This is a genomic window from Diplocloster hominis (assembly GCF_032380655.1).
GTDB lineage: Bacteria > Bacillota > Clostridia > Lachnospirales > Lachnospiraceae > Diplocloster > Diplocloster hominis.
Window position 1 is genome coordinate 1 of the sequence record NZ_JAWDIY010000007.1, and the last position, 18,465, is coordinate 18,465.

General features: G+C 48.0%; 21 protein-coding genes. All 21 read right to left on the minus strand.

The genetic code is table 11. The features are described from left to right. Nucleotides 1–294: hypothetical protein (locus tag ABC831_RS08150; protein WP_343247719.1), on the minus strand; the 294-nt coding region annotated here is incomplete at its 3' end. 14 nt (nucleotides 295–308) lie between these two features. Continuing rightward, entirely contained in the window at nucleotides 309–737 is a 429-nt protein-coding gene (locus ABC831_RS08155; protein ID WP_343247720.1) for a hypothetical protein, read from the minus strand. Nucleotides 738–751: 14 nt separating this feature from the next. Continuing rightward, complete coding sequence (locus ABC831_RS08160) at nucleotides 752–1,711, minus strand: BppU family phage baseplate upper protein (protein WP_343247721.1); 960 nt, start codon at nucleotides 1,709–1,711, stop codon at nucleotides 752–754. 13 nt (nucleotides 1,712–1,724) lie between these two features. Beyond that, the gene (locus ABC831_RS08165; RefSeq protein WP_343247722.1) at nucleotides 1,725–3,614 is read right to left on the minus strand and encodes a phage tail spike protein; all 1,890 of its coding nucleotides are present in this window, start codon (nucleotides 3,612–3,614) and stop codon (nucleotides 1,725–1,727) included. Beyond that, nucleotides 3,611–4,306, minus strand: a complete 696-nt coding sequence (locus ABC831_RS08170) for a distal tail protein Dit (protein ID WP_343247723.1) — start codon at nucleotides 4,304–4,306, stop codon at nucleotides 3,611–3,613. The genes ABC831_RS08165 and ABC831_RS08170 overlap by 4 nt, the downstream gene beginning before the upstream one ends. Continuing rightward, complete coding sequence (locus ABC831_RS08175; protein ID WP_343247724.1) at nucleotides 4,299–8,387, minus strand: phage tail tape measure protein; 4,089 nt, start codon at nucleotides 8,385–8,387, stop codon at nucleotides 4,299–4,301. Before ABC831_RS08175 ends, ABC831_RS08170 begins: the two co-directional genes overlap by 8 nt. A 70-nt stretch (nucleotides 8,388–8,457) precedes the next feature. Further along, entirely contained in the window at nucleotides 8,458–8,646 is a 189-nt protein-coding gene (locus ABC831_RS08180; RefSeq protein WP_343247725.1) for a hypothetical protein, read from the minus strand. 270 nt (nucleotides 8,647–8,916) lie between these two features. After that, nucleotides 8,917–9,330 carry a hypothetical protein gene (locus tag ABC831_RS08185; RefSeq protein ID WP_343247726.1) on the minus strand — a complete coding sequence of 138 codons (414 nt, stop codon included), beginning with the start codon at nucleotides 9,328–9,330 and terminating at the stop codon, nucleotides 8,917–8,919. Between the two features lie 46 nt (nucleotides 9,331–9,376). Further along, the gene (locus ABC831_RS08190; RefSeq protein ID WP_343247727.1) at nucleotides 9,377–10,291 is read right to left on the minus strand and encodes a major tail protein; all 915 of its coding nucleotides are present in this window, start codon (nucleotides 10,289–10,291) and stop codon (nucleotides 9,377–9,379) included. Between the two features lie 3 nt (nucleotides 10,292–10,294). Beyond that, nucleotides 10,295–10,633 (minus strand): hypothetical protein, encoded by a 339-nt coding sequence (locus ABC831_RS08195; protein ID WP_343247728.1) that lies wholly within the window; start codon nucleotides 10,631–10,633, stop codon nucleotides 10,295–10,297. Beyond that, entirely contained in the window at nucleotides 10,630–11,034 is a 405-nt protein-coding gene (locus ABC831_RS08200) for a hypothetical protein (protein WP_343247729.1), read from the minus strand. Before ABC831_RS08200 ends, ABC831_RS08195 begins: the two co-directional genes overlap by 4 nt. Before the next feature lie 2 nt (nucleotides 11,035–11,036). Next, a complete protein-coding gene (locus ABC831_RS08205) occupies nucleotides 11,037–11,357 on the minus strand; it encodes a hypothetical protein (protein WP_343247730.1) in 321 nt (106 codons plus the stop codon). After that, nucleotides 11,320–11,634 carry a head-tail connector protein gene (locus ABC831_RS08210; RefSeq protein WP_343247731.1) on the minus strand — a complete coding sequence of 105 codons (315 nt, stop codon included), beginning with the start codon at nucleotides 11,632–11,634 and terminating at the stop codon, nucleotides 11,320–11,322. Before ABC831_RS08210 ends, ABC831_RS08205 begins: the two co-directional genes overlap by 38 nt. Before the next feature lie 147 nt (nucleotides 11,635–11,781). Then, the gene (locus ABC831_RS08215; protein WP_343247732.1) at nucleotides 11,782–13,077 is read right to left on the minus strand and encodes a phage major capsid protein; all 1,296 of its coding nucleotides are present in this window, start codon (nucleotides 13,075–13,077) and stop codon (nucleotides 11,782–11,784) included. Then, nucleotides 13,074–13,742: a head maturation protease, ClpP-related gene (locus tag ABC831_RS08220; RefSeq protein ID WP_343247733.1), complete on the minus strand. Its 669-nt coding sequence runs from the start codon at nucleotides 13,740–13,742 to the stop codon at nucleotides 13,074–13,076. The genes ABC831_RS08215 and ABC831_RS08220 overlap by 4 nt, the downstream gene beginning before the upstream one ends. After that, complete coding sequence (locus ABC831_RS08225) at nucleotides 13,702–15,000, minus strand: phage portal protein (protein ID WP_343247734.1); 1,299 nt, start codon at nucleotides 14,998–15,000, stop codon at nucleotides 13,702–13,704. The genes ABC831_RS08220 and ABC831_RS08225 overlap by 41 nt, the downstream gene beginning before the upstream one ends. Before the next feature lie 43 nt (nucleotides 15,001–15,043). Further along, nucleotides 15,044–16,735, minus strand: a complete 1,692-nt coding sequence (locus tag ABC831_RS08230) for a terminase large subunit (RefSeq protein WP_343247735.1) — start codon at nucleotides 16,733–16,735, stop codon at nucleotides 15,044–15,046. Further along, on the minus strand, nucleotides 16,719–17,099 hold the full coding sequence (locus ABC831_RS08235; protein ID WP_343247736.1) for a hypothetical protein: 381 nt from the start codon (nucleotides 17,097–17,099) through the stop codon (nucleotides 16,719–16,721). The genes ABC831_RS08230 and ABC831_RS08235 overlap by 17 nt, the downstream gene beginning before the upstream one ends. A gap of 162 nt (nucleotides 17,100–17,261) precedes the next feature. After that, nucleotides 17,262–17,585 carry a hypothetical protein gene (locus tag ABC831_RS08240; RefSeq protein ID WP_343247737.1) on the minus strand — a complete coding sequence of 108 codons (324 nt, stop codon included), beginning with the start codon at nucleotides 17,583–17,585 and terminating at the stop codon, nucleotides 17,262–17,264. Then, nucleotides 17,578–17,796 (minus strand): hypothetical protein, encoded by a 219-nt coding sequence (locus ABC831_RS08245; RefSeq protein WP_343247738.1) that lies wholly within the window; start codon nucleotides 17,794–17,796, stop codon nucleotides 17,578–17,580. Before ABC831_RS08245 ends, ABC831_RS08240 begins: the two co-directional genes overlap by 8 nt. A 150-nt stretch (nucleotides 17,797–17,946) precedes the next feature. Next, nucleotides 17,947–18,453: a hypothetical protein gene (locus tag ABC831_RS08250; protein ID WP_343247739.1), complete on the minus strand. Its 507-nt coding sequence runs from the start codon at nucleotides 18,451–18,453 to the stop codon at nucleotides 17,947–17,949. Between the last annotated feature and the right edge of the window lie 12 nt (nucleotides 18,454–18,465).

The following is an 18,465-nucleotide window of genomic DNA, read 5'->3' on the forward strand; positions in this document are numbered from 1 at the left end:
TATCCTGCCATCCGTGTGGATACAATCTAACGTAAGTCGAGATCCATAAAGGGTAATTTTAGCAGTGAGATTTTCATCTGCTTTTTCAAACGGCATTTTACCAGATAAATTATTATTTACGTTAGTAATTGCCGTTGCATTGCTGTCCGCTTTTGCCTTCACTTCATTGATAGCGGCAACCAAATTTGTCTTGGCTGCGGTTGTCAGGCTGGAAATGGTTCCTACTGCAGTTTTGATCGGTTTAACTCCGTTTGTCCAGAATCGATTTAGTAAATTAGCTGTTATAACCTTCATTTATCATCACTCCCTTACACAAATAATCCATTGATAATATTATCAATGTCTGCCGTCGTTGCAGCCGTAACATCAGCCTTTGTGGCATATCCACTCAGATCGATATTTACGGCCTTACTTGTAACTGGAAGGGCCGTATTGTTTACTTTTACGATCTCTATCACATTGCTCTGTCCTGCAGGTGTCCCCCATTTCCCATCTCCTCGGAAAAAACTTGTTTGTTCCCCTGCCGCCGGCGCCGGCACAAGTCCATGGGTTCCGGCTACCGATGAGGTTGCCCCTTTCATATCCGTGATACCCGCCAGCTTCGTCTTTTCCGCCGATGTATAGTCGTTACTGGACAATCCCTTTCCCGACTCTTTTGCCACAAATTTTCCCGTGATCTTCGTTACCAACCCCGCAGCGAAAGCTGTCAGGTTTTCAAGTGTTACATATTTAGCCATCTACTTCTTCCTCCTTAAAATAGACTATTTATAAGTTGCTCAATTTCCTGATCGGTGATTGCTACATCGTCAAATATGCCGCCATCCTCTCCGGTGTCTACGTAGTCCCCGGATATCATATTGTCAATATCCTCGTTGGTTGCCGTGTTGAACACTGCCGTAGTATCGTCAGTATCGATATAGACGCTGGCTATGATATTATCAATATCCTCAATACCCGCGACCGCATACAGGCGGATGATCATATCATTCAGTTCCGCCAGCTGCTTCCCGTCGATCCCGCCGGTATCAATGATCCTCTGTATGCTCTCGAACCACAGCACAAGGTCATCAGCCGTCTTATTGACCTCGCGGATCGCTGTGTCGGTATCCGCTTCCCTCTGTACCTCCGCTGTCTCACGCTGACTTTCAGCCGCCTGCCTTCCGTTTTCGGCTTCTACGCGTGCTGTTTCTGCATTCTTCCGGGCCGTTTCAGCCGCCTTCCTTGCTTCTTCTGCAGTATTCCGGATGGCTTCCGCTGCTTCTCTTCCTGCCTCGGTCTGCTCGATTTTAGGGATATTCTCCTGCGCCCACCGGACGAATTCTTCCAACACAACAAACTCATTTGTACTCTCTATCGCTCCGTCGTTTATATTGCTCGGCAGCACATCCAACATGGCGATCGGGCTGGATACAACACGGTTGTCTTTTACAGCCCGGATCTCCACCATAAGCTTACCTGTGACGGCAGACATTTGGCTCGTGATGTTAAAAACGGCCTCGTTATTCGAGACCGTTAATGCATTGTTATATACCAGGGTCCCATCTGGCTTTTTAGCAAAGATCCTGGTCTCTGCCCCTGTGATATCAAAAACCGTACCATTGTCCAACAGGCGAACACCGATCTGTCGGCCGGTATCGTACTGCTTGCATTTGATTATTGGGACGATCTCAGCCTTATACAGATCCACTGTTACATGTCTGACTGTTTCCACCTACATCACCTCTCTACATATCAGTTATAATCCCGCCTCTGACGGTGATCGTTCGCCCGTCAATAGTAAAAGATCCTGTTTTCCCCTGTCCGCTCCCGGTTGCAAATCCATCCTGCGCGGTGATGGTCCCCTCGCTGCGGATCGACGCCATATCGCCACTTTTCCGGACATTTATACTTCCGGCCATATCCAGCATGGGAGTATCCAAAAGCGTTGTCAGCTGGAAGATATAATTACCGGACGCATCCGCAACACGGATGTTACTTCCTACAATCTCTGTTTTCTTCCCGCTTTGCGACTGTACTCGGAATTTTGCACTTTTACCGTCATCCTCAAGGTTTATTTCTACTCCGGAAAGCTTACCCTTTTCAATGTCAATTCCGTTTACGTCCATGGTCACGATCGCAGTGCCGGCTGCATCCTTAAGCGTGATTGTGCCATCCTCATTGGCCTGGCCACCTGCGATTATGTCAGTACCTGTGATCGTGACCCCGGACAGGGTCCCACCGCTGATCCGCTCCGCCATCATCGTGCCGGCCACGATCAGATCGGCTGCAAAGCCTTTTCCTGTCCCAAACGTCCGCCAATCCCAATCACGATCATCTGCTGTCCGACCAGAGGCGATCTGGAAGCCCTGCGTCCCCAGGCACATGGCCCCAAAGGTCGGGCTGGAAGGATCCAAATCCTCAAACAAAATCGCCCTCACATCTTGCGCCGGCGCAATAGATTTTTGTGCCCTGAGCTGCGCCTTCATTGCGTCAATGACTCCGGTTATTTTTTCTGCCTTTACTTCTCCAGCGCCCGTTGTGATACCATCGATTCTCCCGGCAGTATCGCTTAGCCGGCCGAAATAATCCTCCTTAAAGTTTCCCAGCTCAACTTCGGTATTCCTCCGCCCGATGCAATCATAGACTACTCGGATCGCCTTTGCGTCTACATCAATGTCGATCCCCTTATGCCGGCAGTGTACCGTGTCGCCCAGGCCTACTGTTTCCAGAATGGCATAGTCTGCGTATTCGTCCGTGTTGGCCAGCTGGACCATATTCACCTTATAGTTTACTTCTGGTAGATCACATCCCGTCTCTGCGTACGTATCCCGTGCCCGCGCCCCAATCACACCCCGAACCTGGGAGAGAAACGGGTAAGCATCCTCATCGTTCGGATCGTCCTGCTGCCATTTGACATCCTCATATTTGATTTCACTCATATAGATATTTGCATACCGCCCGATATTCGGGCTATCCACCCATGGCGTCGCTCCGTCTAGCATCCGGCCGTTATAGGCGACCGGGACAATGCGCGTGACGATATTGTCATAGCTGATGTTCTCTTCTATGGCTTCCAGGTTCCGGCCGAACTCAACTCTGACTCCGTAATCGCCGCCGGCCCGGTCATTGATAACGACGGTATGGTTGTTGAAGATACATTCACCGCCCCAACGGTTCAAGAAACTGTTCTCGTCGTCACCCATCAGGGCATTGAGGATGTTCATCCTTACGTAATAGGCCGTATTGTGTATTGATATGTTTGAACTCCCGGTAAACTTTGTTCCAACCAGAATAATATTCAAAGCATTCTGGCCGTTTTTCCCGGTCGGTCTGACATCCAGCAGTATGGTATTCCGGCAATCAAAAAAGATCGGCCTAGCATATGCCGTTACGCTCTCCATATTCTTAACCGTTTGGTAAATCCGGAATAGCTGGCGTTCACCGACGAACGTCGGACAGCTGATCACATTGTCTGTTTTAATGTACTTCCAGCGCCCTTCATCATCGATCAGGTGCTCAAGAGTCAGTTCCCATTCTCCATTGAGGACAGCTTCCAAACTGCAGGCCACAGGTGTCAGCGTCAAATCACCGTTTTGCTCGTATCTCTCATTCTGTTTTAAATAAATCTGTATCATAGGCTCCTCCATCTCGGTTTCAATGTGACCAGAAATCCTACCGTTGTAGTGATCGTGTTCAGGCCAGGCTTAAGCCATAAATCGTCATAATCTCCGGTTGTCTCCGCATTCATAATCGTTTTGTCCTGCCGGTATGCAATCATCAGATCAGTATCGATCGTAGCATTCTGGCCAACATTGATGGATACTTCCTTCCCGTTCACAGCAATCCGGCATACGCCTTCCCCCTCAATGTAATAGATCGGATGCGATACCTCATAATTGTTATACAGATCTACTGCAGGTATTTCGTATTCCCCTTCGATTGCATAAATGTAAGGGCTACATGTGAATATTGCTGAAAACTCACCCATTTTCTTGATTGTCCGTTCCGTGTCGGTGATCTCCACGTATTTGGAAATTCGGAAGAAGTCTGGATCGTCACTGAATTGCAACCGGTTCACCCCAGGAGCCAGAAGCCATTTCCGGCATTGACGGAAGCGTTCCGCCCATTGATCCTTCGGTGCCCGGAATCCGAATGGTATTTCGATCTCTATGTCCTCATACGTTCCGGTATGGGCGATCAGTTCACCGTCTCTCCCAGGCACTCGATAGCTTTCTATGATCTCTACCGGCGCCGGGATATCCGGACGCCGGGTCACAATTATGCCTTTGTCCTTACCGGTGTAACCGGCATATTCGATATCAAACACCTGCTGTCACCCCTTTCGCCACCCAGCGATTGTTTTGTTTCCGAGATATCCCATCCCTGGCAATCTCCACGATCTCTGTCCTTGTGTACACTCCATTGTTATATATGGGCAACTCAATCACGATTTTCTCGCCTCCGGCCCCACCTGTATCACCTGGCACAGATCTCCTTCCTCTCCCGGGCGCCGCCTGGTAATCAAGTGATCTGCTGATTATCCGGTTTACATCCACCATCTTCGTTTCATATCCACGGCCAAATCCCTCCGCGGTGTATTCCCCGATTTTTGCAAATACTTTGGATGGAGACTGTATATCAAGTTTTGTCCTCGCAGCTCTAACGGCAGCATTGCACATATCCTCTACTGCTGCCACGACGCCTGATTTTCCGGCCCGGATTCCGTCTTCCAGTCCTTCCGCCATGTTTAAGCCGTCAGAATACAGACTCGGGATATTACTGGCCGCTCTATATGCATCGTTTGCAAGTTCTCTTGATGCAGTTACAGCCTTATTTCTGCCGGTGTTAATCCCCTGTCCGATTCCTTCCGGTATATTGCGCCCTGCAGGTGCGTACCGGTATGATGCACATGCCATCGTGGTGGTTGCAAACAACATATCTGTCACAGCTTTCATAGCATTCAGCACTTTATTCCGCGTGCCTGTAATCCCTTCTGCGATACCCGTCACCGCCGACACGCCAGATCCTCGGAGTCTATTGTTATCTAAGTTGATCTTCGCATTGTCAATGAGAGATTGTGTAACAGATTGGAAAGCTTCTTTTACGTCCTCCTTTCCATCGTTCAGTCCATTGATCAGCCCCAGATTCATGTTCCGACCTATCTCTGCTGTTTTCCACGATGGGGAATGCGTTCCTGCTCCTGTTGCGGTGCTATCTACAGCTGTCTGTCCCACACCTTCCCCAGCAGTTTTTACCTCCGATGTCTGGGCATTCATTGCATCAACAAGGCCCTGTACGGTATCTACTCCCATTGCCGCCATTGCCTGCGTAACATTTTCCTTTCCCCCGTTCAGTGCTTCCGTGTAGGATTCCAGCATCCCCTGAACGCTATCATCAACGCCACTTTTCATATCCAGGGATTCCGCCCACATGTCAGATGCTTTTTTAAGTTCATCATCCGACATTTTAGCGAACGCGGCCACGTAGTTGGCCCCTTCTGGCCCCATTTCTGCCAGATGTGTTAGAAGGTTATCGTTGATACCACGCTCGGACAGTTCGCCCATGTTGTCGGCCCATTTTGATACTCCGTCAATCTGTGATTGCATATTATCAAGAAGCTTTTGCGTAGAAATCTCTGCGCCGCCATTGAATTCTTCGAACATATTCATCTGGTTTTCAAGCACTCCTGACACTGTCTCCTGCATCCCGGTATAGGTATCCGCTATTCCCTGCGCTGCTGCCTGCATATTAGCCGCGGCCGTCTGCTGTGCTTCCGCCGCTATACCTGCAGCTCCGGCGTTCGTAGTCAGAGCGTCGGTGCTTCCGTTTACTGCTTCCGTATTCCCCGCTACGGATGTAGTGACGTCTCCAATAGTAATACCATACTCTGCAAGCTGCTCCTTCACCGCCTGTTCAGATACACCCAAATTATCCAGCGCCGCTTGATTGGTCAGCATAGCTTCTTCGTTTTTTTCCTGGGCCGCCGTCAGTTCTTTATAGGACTTTCGCGCATCACTTTTTCCGGTAATCCATGCTGTTACTGGTTCCATAGATGTAATGATCAGGTCATTTTCTTCTTCCAGTAGGCCGTTTACTTTACCTTGTATCTCTTCTTGCTGTTGCTGCAGCTTAATTTTTTCAATCTCAAGCTTCGTACGCTGTTTGATCATGTCTATGGCATATTCCTGCGCAGCCTGGACCTCGAGATCCTTTTTATTCAAAGAAATATGATCCCTGATTTCATCATTGGTCATATTAAGCTTTCTGGCCTGCTCGTCGTAAGCAAGATTCAAGTTTGGTACTAAGCTGTTCAATTCAGCAACATATTCCTTCATTACCGCTGTCTTTTCATTGCTGTTTTTAACATTCTTATCCAGATTTTCGATCCTTGCAGCAAGGGTTTCCGCATATTGTGACTGCGCTTGGATTTCTATTGAGTTATCAGCATATGCAGAAATCGAATCTCGTGTAGCATCCGCGGCCTGGTTCGCAGAATCGACCACCTTTGCATTTGCATCGGCCAACATCTGCACATCTGCAGAAGCCTCTCCCGCACTACTTGCATAGGCTACAACCGCTGTTGTCACTCCCACAATCGCTGTCGCAATAAGAACGTACGGATTTGCATTCGCAACCACGTTATATATCTTTTGTGCTGCTGTCGCTCCTTCGGTTGCCGTAGTCAATCCTTTTGTTGCTGTCACTACCGTACTGATTACACTGGCGGTCTCCCAGGTAGCATAGGCGGTACCAACGGCGGTAACGAGCGGAGCCAATTTATCTGTGTTGTCTATCAGAAACTCGATTCCATCTTCCGCCACCGGAAGGAATTTTTCCAGTAATGGTCTAACCACCTCTTTTTGAAACGTCCGGCCCAGCTGCTCATACTTACTTTCCAGCGTGTCATATTTTACATCTTTAATGCTTTCCATAGTACCCTTCACGTCATCATACTTGGTATTCACCTTATTCAGCGACGTGATCACCTTCATGGCGTTGTCCTCGCCTAATGCGCTCCACGTTGTGCTGGCAAAAGTTAGGGCTTTCTGTTGATTCTCTGCGTTTGCCAGATCATTGATGACAGAATAGAACACATCCCGGGCCGTTGCCTTGCCAGCTTGCCATTGCTTAAATAACCCCTTTGTCCCCGCTGAGAATGAATCCAAGTTTTCTTCAATCCGACCGTCAGAAAGTGAGATCGTAAATTCCTTCACGAAATCGTTGACTTTATCTAAGTTATAGGCACCGGAAGACAGGCCATTATCCAAGATCGCAAACATTTCTTTTGCTGAAAAACCAGCCTGTCCCCATAGTTGCCCATATTCTGTTATGTTGTCTGCAAGCTCTCCTGATTTATCCAGGCCGTTCTGTGCCCCGCTTGCCATCAGATCGAAAGCCTCTTCTGATGACAGCCCCATGTTTGTTACCAGGGAATCAACGCCGCGGATCGTCTCGCTTAGGTCCATCCCAAAAACATCATCCATGGCTATCCCGTTTTCGGTCATTTGCTTGATCTTATCCGGATCGATCTCGTTCGTGTACTGCCGGACCAGAGCCATCGACCGCGCCACGCTGTCCATACTGTCGCCGTAGTTGCTGCTGTAGATATCATCCATCACGGACCGATATTTCTTCATCTCGGCTGCGCTGGCTCCGGTACTGGCCTGCAACTGCTTCTGCGCAGATTCCAGCTGTGTTACTCCGGATAACGCTTCCCCAGTGACACTCTTTGCAAAGTCGGTCGCCGTATTGATCAGGTTCGTCTTGATGACGGTCCCATAGCTGATTGTAACTTCCTTGGCTTCCTCAACCTGTTTGCCAAATTCATCTATGCTCTTAGCACACTTATCTGTGGACTCTTCCGCCTCTTTCATGAGCGCGGCGTTTTTGTTAAGTTCGGAATTAGCCTTGATCGTCTGAGCCTTCGCTGTATTCAGCTTTGTCTCCCAGTCCTTGATCCGGCCTCCGGCCTTTTGATAGACTTGCTCACCTTTCTCTACAGCTGTGCTAAGGTCTTTTACTACTTTTTCCTGTTCTTGCAATTCATCAGCCGTACTCTCGGAGCTTTTTTTCATCTCTTCGAGCTTATCTTGGGCCGCCTTTAAATCCGTTTTATACTGCTGCAGTTTTCCGCCCACTGCATTATAGGATTCTTGGGCATGATCCAGGGCTTTCGTGATCTCGGATTCTTTCTGCTTCTGTTCGTCCAGGATTTTCCCCAGGACCGTGTGCTTCTTCTGCAGGGCTTCCAGGGAGTTTGCCTGTCCTTCACTTTCAGCCTTCACAAGACCCATTTCTGATTTTAAGGACGTCAGGCTTTTATTGCAGTTCGTCACTGCCGACTTAAATTCTTTTTCACCATCCAAGGTGATATAAGCGCCAACTTTACTTTGTTTCTTCTGCGCCATAGGCTTCCCTCCCGTAAAAATACATACAAAAAACCGCCTGCTTTCACAGACGGTTTAGATTCTTATTCGATTACTTCTTTCTTCGGTACACCGGCCTGGACATCAGGCGGCCGATCGGGCTACTAATCAGCATCACGATTCCGCCGAGCACGAACAAACTTCCAGCAGCTTTTATTGATACAAACAAGAGGACAATACAGATCACCAGCCATATACTCATGATCGGATGCATTTTCCACATCATTGACAAATATTTCATGTGATCACTCCTCCCCTTTTGTTTTATTATATCACGCCGGCGGCTATAAGTCACGCGGAGATACTCGCTTTTTTTCTTCTTCCCATAGCCCCTGCTTGGTCTTGAAATTGTGGAGTTTTCGGTACTCAGTAAATACCGCATACCACTTTTCATAATACATGTGGGAAACGTCTTCCTCTGTGTAACCCATGTCCATGGATACCGCCACTATCCACGCAAAGTTAACCTTCTGATCCTCTCCTTCCGGATCATCTGGGTCATCGTCATCCTCTACGTGGTTTCCTCGTTTTTTGGGTCTTCAAAACACCTGGAAAATTCGTCATGCACCAGATCCGCCAGCTTCATATATGGCATATCTACACAACGGAGTAGTTCTTCCCTTTTTATCTCCTTACAGGGTTCATTCTTTTTAGCCGCCTCGATATCCATACCTTCCGTGACCATCCAATACAGTGCGTCATTTACCGCCTTGACACTCGGCAGTTTTGACTTTACTTTTCGGATTCCGCTATCATTCAAGACCTCTTCTCCGTTTTCATCCAGCACTGGTTCCCATGAGATGATTTCACGCTCAAATTTTGCGATTGATCCATATTCATTCTGGATACGTTCCAGGACCAGCATATCGCACTTGATCGGGTATTCGACTCCGGACAATGTTACATGATTTAGCTTATCAAACATATTTCCTCCTTATTGGGCCGCCGATCCGACGGCCCGTAAGCATCGATTATTTTTTAGCCTGGAACACTGCATCCGCAAAGGTTAACCGGATCACACTGATGTTATCCACCCTGATCTCAAATGTATCGCCCTGCGTCACCCGGAACACATTGTATTCATCCCAGGGGATATCCTTCTTGGCCGGAGCACCATTTTTGTAGAAGGACATCTTCTCGCCCTTCTTTTCCAGACGGAACGGGAAGTAGTATCCTTCCTGCTCTTCGGCTTTCGAAGAGAATCCGGTATACCCGGTTAAATGTTTGAACGTTCCAGTGACCTTCCCATCTGAACCTACTTCCATTCCCGGCTCGATCATATCTGCAATGGACATGTCGTACAGAATCTTGGAACTGGCCGGGATCGTCACCATCCTACCAGACATTACATTCAGCCAGGAGATCGCTTCCGTCATGGTATCGAACGTTCTGACCTCTTTCCACCTACCGTCTGGCAGAGCCATAGCCTGCCCGGATACGCTTGGTGTCTGGTATTCGATATTATCACCCTTTGTACTGTAGGACTCTGCTCCCTCTGTGTATTTCGTCTTATAAAGCCACATGGCAGTATACTTCCGCTTCCCGTCTATCTTTTCTGTTACATAAAAACCAGTCCCGACAAACTCAGATTCGTCCTCTGCTCGATACGTTACACTTTGACTGGATTCATCTTCCGTAACTAAATGCCCAAACATTAGTTTATGAGCTTGCATAGGCAATGTGGATGTATTTAATGTTACTTCTGCATTCTTGAATTCTTTGTCATAATCAGCCATGATGTTGTCTGCTTGAAGGCTTCCTTCCGCATATTGCCGCGTAATTTCCACTCCTATTGCCTTTCCGCATATAAATGCATCTGTATATCTCGCCTCCTCCTCGTTTATCAGTTTTGCTATGATGGGCTTTGCTAATCCAATGTATGACATTACTTATTCCTCCATTTCTTCAATGTTACACGAGAAGCACAGATGGTAATACTTGCTGTCCTTCTCGTACATAGTTTCAATATCTGTTACCATGAACCCGGCTTTCCGCAGGGCCTTCCGGATCCTGACCCGCTGCTCAGAATAATCATGACGCGTATAAAGATGGACCTGCATATAGCAGGCCCATGCCAGGTCCTCATTATCGCCGTACACTACCGCTTCTTCAATCTCCGGGTTATAAACGATGAATTCATCCGGCGGACGTTCCTCCGGGCAGCACAGCGGCCAGATATCCGGTACGATTTCCTTTAGTGCCGTCTCGATCAGTTGATTTACTGTCACTTCCCTGTCTCCTTGTCGAATTCTTCCTGCATGATTTTTAAGCATTCCGGTTCTGCGATCTTAATTGTCTTCGTAAGTACCGCGGTCGCCGCCTGCTTCGATGTCCCATAGTGCAGATACGCCAGCTTCTCATTATTTCTCATGCCGTTCCGGTCTTTCCCTTCCGCCGACGCAGCCACATAATGCCCGCCTTTATAAGCCAGCGGCTTCCCTGCCTTAATAGAGTTCACAAGATCGCCCTTTGCGTATCCCCGGTTCGCCTCTTTTTTGACCTGCTTTTTCAGCTCGTCTTCCAGGGTTGGGACTGCTGCTGCCAGCATCTTCGGAGCGATCCGGTCGATCAGACCCAGGTTATATAGCTGCCTGGCCATATCATCAAATTTGTATGGCTCGAATCCCAAGGCTAACCCTCCTTACAAACGATCTCAATCATGGACTTCCCGGCCTTATAGGTACGTTCGATATCGTATTTCTGGCCATCATACAGTACCTTTGTTGCATATTCCGGAATTCCTGCAGCTGTCAGGTGCCTGGACAGCTCAAAGTCTTCCTGCCTCGTTTTCAGGACGGTCTTGATCTGGATCCCGGCCCTGGCCGCCTCGTAGTGTTCCGAACGTACTGCAGATTTTTCTTCCACATAGATATCTACCCGATGCTCTGTTTCAACCGGAAATCCGTTCGGGTTTTTACCACGTTCCACCCAGATCAGCGTTGCTTCCTCCATCGGCTTTTCCTCCCTGCTTATAGTCTCCGGACAGTGACATGGAATCACGGAGAGATTCATATGCTTTCTGAAACCGCTCCGCGTTATCGTCATACCCGTAGTTCCCTTTACAATACAGGCGGATCGCCTGCCGGTATAACGGATCTGTTTCATTCCCGTATATACCGACACGCATCATATCCTTCTTGCAGGACTCCACTAAATCCTTGATCTCTTCGTCCGCATCCCCTGACTTAACCCGTATATTTTTCTTTAATTTCTCTACCAGCTCATCCACGGTTTAACACCTCCAGTAATTTTGCCTTAGTCATGTTTCCGTATCCGGTTATTCCTTTGGCCTTCGCCACCTCTTTCAGCTGTGCTGCGGTGTATGAGCTGTCATAGGTTACGGTGCTATTGTTTCCCGCCGGCGCCGCACGGCTGGTTATTCCCCCGCCAAGTTAGAAGCTGGCGCAGGAGAATCCGCATATTTCAGCAGGACGTGTGCTTTGGATGTGACCATGGTTCCGTCCACAATGGCATAAGCGCAGTAGTCCGTCACCCGGTCTTTTACATGATCCTCAAGCGTTACCGTCAGTTCTTTATTTACGTTTGCCGTATAACCCCTGGACGCATTGGACATCAGGATCTCGCCATCCAGCATGGAATCGTCCTCTTTCACGGACATTCCCAGGACGTTGAACCCTCCGCCTTTGGTTACATCGGCGATCAGGATCGGCCGGCCGTTCTGGTCCTTTACATTTGCCAGCTCCGTCCAGATCGTTACCGAATTCGCATAGATGGACATTCCGCTTGTGTACCCGCTCTTTACCTTCGCCCTGGCTTTGATGATATCCGTATATCCAAGGGCGTCTTTGGTATATTCCACAATCTGCGGGGTACCGGTCTCTTTCCCCAGCGCTGTCACAATTCCCAGCGGCTCCGCCTTGAAAGTTTCTCCCGCCCCTGGCTGCCCCTTACCGTGAGTAGCGCCGTATCCGAGTGCTGCACCCATCTTCTCCGCCATCCGGCGCTGGATATACGGTAAGAATTCATCCATGGCCATTTCCTTGAGCTTCCAGGATACCGTAATCGCCCTGGACAGTTCGCACCCATTCAGGGTCAGTTCCTTAAAGGTTTCCTTCCCGTCATCTGTCTTCGTTGCTTCATCATACCAAGCTGCACCCGTGGACGTATCGGCCATAATCATGGTCAGGATCCCGTTCACGTAGGTTTTGCTGATGTCATTCCAGTACGGATACAGTTCCCCGATCTCCGTCCAGATCCCCGACGTTACCGTTTTCGGGATAACAATTCCGGTATTCCCCGTGGTATGAGTAAAAGCTTCATTGACCAGCTTATAAGCCTGGGTTTCTGCATCCGTCATGGATTTTCCCATCATGGACTTCGCCCATGCTGTTTTGTAGGACTCGGATGCATAGTCAACCGGATCCTGCTCTGTGTTGGTTCCATCCATCCGGACACCTGTACCTGTGATGGCAGGTGCCTGTACTCTTCCTTCCGCTGCAGCGTCTGTCAGGTTCTGCATATTCAGCGCCTTCGGTTCCCCTTCCAGTGCTTTCAGCTCTGCACTTGCCTTTGCTTCTGCCTCGAAGGACTCATCCAGATCTTTGATCTCCTTCATTTTCGTGTTGCCCTCTTCGATTTTCCCGGCGCTGATCAGCTGCTTTGCCTCATTCAGCATCGTGGATCGCTTGTTCATATACTCTTCTCTTGTCATTTTACTTCTCCTTCCAATTCCAATAATTTTAAGTTTGCGATTGCCTGTTCTCTTTCCGGCCACATGGCTAATGTTCTGGCCCGCTCCATCTGTTCCTTCGACGGAAGGCTGATCAATCCTGCCACCATTTGCACCGTTTTTTTCTGTTCAAACATCACTTTGTCTATCAGGCCCTTTTCCACCGCCTGCTGCGCGGTCATCCAGGTCTCGTGCTCCATCATGGCCAGCGCATCTTCTTTACCCATGCCAGACTTTTCCATGTACGCTGTGCAAAGTGCCTCATCTGCAGTTCTTAATAATTCTGCAGTATGTTCCATCTCTGTGTGATTTCCGCTTACGCTTGTGGATACACAATGCACCATCATAAGCGCTGTCGGTGACATTTCACTGTATCCCGCCATGGCGATTATAGATGCAGCACTGCAGGCCTCCCCAGTGATGTAAATCTTCACCCCTGGTCCGTGGCCGCGCAGCATCGTATATATTTCAGATCCAGCGCTTACAGCACCGCCCGGCGAATTAATATAGACCTCATGTTCTTCATGCGGTCCCTCCGTCAAATATTTCCGTACATCCTGCGGGCAAGTGCTGTCCATGCCAAATAGGCTGTAATACCATTTGTAATCATTCGGGATGATCACACCCCGGATGTCGATTCTCGCCACTTGTCTTTCCCTCCTTTCCTGCTGACAATAACTGCCGGATGATATCCGCCATCTCGTGACAGTTTTCTGTGTTCATCTTGTTCAGCGTTTCTTTTACCAGATTGACTACCTGGGTATCCAGACGCCGGATCGGTTCATCCCCGCCTTCCACCGGTGCCATGTTCATGGTCTGCCGCCATTCATTTGGTGTCATGGCTCCACGATCCACCATAGCCTGGAAGGCAAGCTTTGTGGTCAAGCTGGCACACTGCAGGTTCTTGGCCTCGTATACAATCCGGTTCCCGAACCCCCGCTCCTTCCGCGTAAACAGGCGGGTTGTATATACTCCGCCCAGCTGTACAACAACGGGTTCTATCTCCGCCTCGTAATAGGCATTCCACTCGTTTTCTGTGAAATCTGATTGAACGATCTTTTTATTCACATTAAAAAAAGAGTAGATCCTGTCGATTGTTTTGTCGGTCTGCGCGGCGTTTGGTACATAATCCTTTGGTTCGATCCTGATCGCGTCTGCTTTCGAATCTACACCGGCTGCGCCCATTGTTTCGCTCTCCACCGCCAGATAGTTTCTTACGAAATCTTCCACATTTTGCTTCACGTCTTCCGGCCTTAACGACTGCGTAAATTTTAATAACCACCGCACGATACCGCTGTTTTTAATTGCCTTAATGATTCCCTGGTCGATCGTTCCGATGACTTCCATCATCCCCTTAAGCGCAGGCGCGGGGCTTTCACCGAAAACATCGTGGCTATTGTAATCCTGCCGAAGATGTATGATATCCTCGTATGAGAATGTGCCGGTATTCCCATTTCGGTACTGGAATTTCAGATAAAGGTTCCCTTGCTTATCATAGATCGCTTCCGCATAAACACATGGTACCGGGTACAGCTGCACCGGCAGGCCGTTTTCGTCCCGGATAATCAGGATGAAGGCATTGTTATTTAAGCATAGCTGCGTCGCAATCTTCTCCTGCATCATCTGGCCAGTCATATATGGGTTTGGTTCTTCCAGTAGGAAGCGGATCCGCGCATCCGGATTTACCTTCAATCCATTTTTCGGGTCATCCCGTATATGCTTTCCAACCAGCTTCCCGATCGCCTTGACCTTCGGCCGGATGCAGGCCCGAACGATGTCACTTTCATATAGCTTTCCGTTCCAGGAGTAGTAATGCTCCTGGTAGGTGGTCAGCATTGCCAGCCGATCCTTTGCATCTACTGTCGGCTCCCGGTTCCGGTTTTTCCATCTGTCCATTAATTTCATCGGTATCCTCCTTTTTGGTACAAAAATAACGCCGTCTCAGGCGTCAGATCATTGACATATATTCATTGATGTGGTCTTCCAGCACCACATATGCATCCAGCAGGGCCGCGGTCCCATCAATCCTCCGACGTGGCTTACTGGTCTTAATTGGCTGGATGTTATCGTTTTTATCCACGTCAACCGCGGTATTGCATAGGCACCATTTATCGACCGGATTGTTATTGTATACAATCAGGTTGTTTTCCAGATCAGCCCCGAGGTTCTTCATGGGCTGCGACAAGGTTTTCTTGCCCTGGCTCACTGATATCATACTGTCGCGGCCGAAGTAATCCCGCATGTCCTCCACGAAATAGGACGCGCTCCATGCATCATATCCGATCCACGGCAGGTAAATGTCCTGCTGCTCCTGGATCTCAACGAACCACGCCTTTACATCCTTATAGGAGATCTTATTACCCTTACAGATACGGACGTATCCTTTTTCGATCCAGAAATCGTATGGAACTTTATCTTCCTGTACTCTCTTATCTACCAGGTCTTCCGGGATCCAGTACATTGAGAGCACATAGACATGTTCGTCATCCGGCACCTTAAACAATACTTTAGCTGCTGTCAGGTCCGTTGTAGCGGAAAGATCTGTCCCGCCTATACCGTAGCGCGGTTTCAGCACTTTCACATCGTAGGTCATGGTGTTATTTGCCTGTTCGAACGTCAGCCAGGCCTCCGAAGAAGTTTCCCGGATGTTAAATTCTTTACAAATCAAGTTCTTCACCAGGAGCGGGTTCTTCTTCGCCTTCTCCACTTTATCCCGCAGGGTCCCAATATTTTTGATAGTCCCAAGCCCAGGGTTCGCTTTTACCCAACACTTCGGGTCCGTCCACTCCTTGCGGCTGTCCAACTCGTAGATGAAAGCGATAAACCGTTCATCCTTATACCCATCCGGATCGAAATATCCGTTGATGACATCTGTGGCCTCATCATATTTCTGGTCGTAGATATCTTCCCGGATCGTCCCGGCCGTAGAGGTAATATAGACAAGCGGCTGCTCCCTGGCAGATACTCCGTCGGCCATGATATCGTACAGCGCCTTTCCCTGCTTCCATTGATGGATCTCATCCATGAGCACACAATGGATGTTCAAGCCATCCAGCGTGTCACTATCTGACGCCAGCGGCTTGAATACCCCATCATTAAAATCCGTATCCATTTCAGCCACCAGGGTACGGACCCGCTTTTTCAATGTCGGTGATTTATTGACCATCCGTTTGGATTCCAGCCAGATGATCTTACTCTGATCCTTTTTCGTGGCAACTGCATATACTTCCGGTCCCATCTCGCCGTCTGCGATCATCATGTAATTCCCGACGATGGATCCCAGCAGGGACTTTCCATTTTTCTTCCCGACAATCAGCAGTGATTCCCGGTATTTCCGGTTTCCTTCGATGTCGATAAAACCAAAGATGGCTGCCAGGTGAGCTTTTTCCCATAGTTCCAGTCGGACCGGCTTCCCACCGTATTTCCCTTTCGAGTGCCTGCAGTAATTTTCTGCAAACTCTAGGATGTGGTTCGCTCGTTTTGGGCTGTAAAAATATTCGTCCTGGTGTTCAATATCATAAGCCAACTTTTTGTATGTGCGCCGGATCTTATCGCACACCGTGATCTTACCAGACTGGATCCCCTCCCAATATTCCAGAATGGGGTTATAGTCTTCTGGATATTTAACCATCACGTCCATTCACAAAGTCCTCGAATCCATCCTGGTCTTCTTTCCCCTTCTGCCCTTTCGGAAGCAGATCCGTAAGCTGCTTGATGGTCCCCATGTAGTTCTTGATCATGGTATTGTAAACCTCAACCTCAGAGCATTTCTTTACCCCTTTTTGGTTCGCGCCATTCTGGTATTCTTCGGTATATCCCTTCTCGTTGATGATTTTACGCAGCTCATAAAGAGAAGCCGCCATGAAGGCAGCCTCGTTAATCAGGGAATCCGTCGATTTTTTTGTTTTCGCATCCAGCCTGGTATAAATCCCGGCAAGTTTTCGCTTTTCCGCGCTTATGATCTCATCCTTCGTCATTTCCTCATAGCTCTTTGCTTTACCCACTTAATCACCTTCTTTTCCAACCTGTATTTACCCGACACGCTCCGTTACCCGTGATTTTTCTCTTGATTTGCGCCATGGGGACCTACACCGTCGCATATGCTAACCCGTGTATTCTCTGGATGGTAGACAGTGGTCTCCAATCGAAAAAAATGAATGCTTTTTTCAGGGGGGAGTCACGGTTCGCGGCACAATCTCACCATCCACAAAGTCATATTCCACCAATCCCGGAACCTCATTAGACTGGGCATTCTCTTTTTGATGGCAGACATGACAGTCATACTTAAGATTCCGAAAGCTCAATGTAATGTCCGGATCATTGATGTTATCCGGTGTCAGCTCTGTCTTGTGGTGGACAATGTATCCAGGTTCATCATGGCAGCTCTCGCACATGCCGCCATCGATCGATACCCGATGCGCAATGTAGGCTGCCCGGCAGCGCTTCCATTGCTTACTGTTATAAAATACTTTGGCAAATTCTTTAGCCATTCTTATCATCCTTATGGCTTATCTCGAACTTTAGTTTCAATCTGCTGTCAACTATGACACACTTATGACCTGTTTTCTCTTCTAAGCGCTTTTCTTCTAAATCCCTGTCCTTTGGACTTAATGGAATCCTTGATTCAAACATTAAAACACTGTTAGCTTTAAATATCCTCTGTATGCTTAGTTCCTTTAGATAATCATACTTTTCTTCCATGACATTCCTCCCAAACAAAAAGAGCGACAGGATATCCCATCGCTCTCATACTTTGTACATAGTACCATTATAACTTTTAAATTTTACTATGTAAATGTCATCTTTTTTTCATATTTTTGTCACGATCCTGCTGCCATTACTACATCATCATTACAGCTTCAAAACCTCATATCCCCACAATAAAGGAGATAATTCTCGTAGAATACCGGTTACCCACCGGCGTGGTGAAGAATATCCACATTGTAACTCCTTCGCAATCACTTCATAAGTCTTTCCCTCAAAGAAATATAATTCGAATGCTTTATATTCTACCTCCCTCCCCTCCTGTTGCCTTCTTTTATAAATCTCATTCACCATGATATCAATATGTGAAGTCATCAGCATTGATTTAATCTTGCTACTTCTTATTGATTGGATATATGTGTGCTTTTGCGCCTCAGTCATTCCCTCTAATTTTAATTGCTCTCCTTCACATATACTTTTCTCAATATGTATAGCCACGTCTCTGTATATTTTCATAACTGCAAATGTATCATGATATTTGTCCTTCTTTTTTTCTTTAGCCTCTTCTTTTTTGTATTCTTTTATCGCCTGTTTAGCAGCCTCTTCGGCTATGTTTTTTAGTTCTTCTTTTGTCATCATCACCACGTTATTCATTTCCTCTCTCCT